The sequence below is a fragment of the Mycobacterium innocens genome, assembly GCF_900566055.1.
In the GTDB taxonomy this organism is placed as follows: domain Bacteria; phylum Actinomycetota; class Actinomycetes; order Mycobacteriales; family Mycobacteriaceae; genus Mycobacterium; species Mycobacterium innocens.
Genome location: NZ_UPHQ01000358.1, coordinates 1 through 1,122 on the forward strand (window position 1 = coordinate 1; position 1,122 = coordinate 1,122).

At 64.8% G+C, this 1,122-nt stretch carries 2 pseudogenes; both read right to left on the reverse strand.

Features of this window, described 5'->3' with window-relative positions:
• Positions 1–181: 181 nt before the first annotated feature.
• Positions 182–907: pseudogene (locus tag EET03_RS29725) on the reverse strand (ArsA-related P-loop ATPase); the annotation flags it as partial.
• Between the two features lie 121 nt (positions 908–1,028).
• Positions 1,029–1,122, reverse strand: a pseudogene (locus EET03_RS29730) (ExeA family protein); the annotation flags it as partial.

Below are 1,122 nucleotides of genomic sequence, written 5' to 3' on the forward strand. Positions count from 1 at the left end.
TTCAAAAGGGCCCAGCGATGGTGGAAAGACCTGGTGCAACGTCAACCAGGCATGTTCGCCCACTGGGCGTGGATGACCGAGTTCTAAACGGACTGGATGAGAAGAGCGGAGTGACGGGAGACTGTCACGCTCCGTTCTGTGGGAGCCCCGGGGTGCGACCCCCCGGGGCCACCCGGCCGCCTAGTTCGAACGCGGCACGACGGCGGAGAAGGGGTACGGTAGGTCCCGCCGCGGCGACCGAGTTGTTGATGACCCATGCCCCGGGATGGATGCCGGCGCGTGCAAGGTCGGCCTGTAATTCTGCCGCCTCGAGCACCCGGGTGGTCTCGGCAAGGGTGATCAGCACGATCTTGGTCGCGGCGGGGTCCTGCAGGCGCATCAGCGGACTGACGTAGCGCACCCCTGGCGCGGCGTTTCTGATGATGTCGCGGTGGTAGGACCCGGTGGTGTCCAGCAGCAGGAGCGTGTGTCCGGTGGGCGCGGTGTCCAGGACAGCGAACTTTCGGCGCGATTCCTGGATCACATGGGAGAAGGCCTGAAAGACGGCGACCTCCTGGGTGCAGGGCGAGCGCAAGTCCGCTGCGAGGTTGGCCCGGCAATGCTTGTCGAGGGATGCACCCTTGGTGGCCAATACCCTGTCGCGGTGGGCCCGGCTGGCCTGGACCGGGTCGATGCGGGAAACGTGCAGGTTTTCCGCACTGCGGCAAAGAGTTTCGGTCAGATGAGCAGCCGGATCGGTCGTGGACAGATGAACTTCACGGTTGCGCTCGGCCAAGGTCACCGCAATGGCCGCCGCGACGGTGGTCTTACCCACGCCGCCCTTGCCCATGCACATCACCAGGGCAGGTCCGCCTTGCTCGAGTTCGTCGATCAGGTCACGCAATGATCGATCTGCGACGTCAGAGATGTTGACCGGCATTCACGATGAGGATGATGGCGGCGTTGATCGTGAGGATGTGCGGGTATGAAACGACCCCGCCGGTGGATGTCCGGCAGGGTCGGTGGTGTTCGGGGTGTCGGTGTGGTGTTCAGTCCGCCGTGACTTCGGCAACAGCGGTGCGGGTGGAGGATTCGTCGACGATGGCCTTGTCGGCGGCGAACGCGGCGACGAGGGCTTGTAGC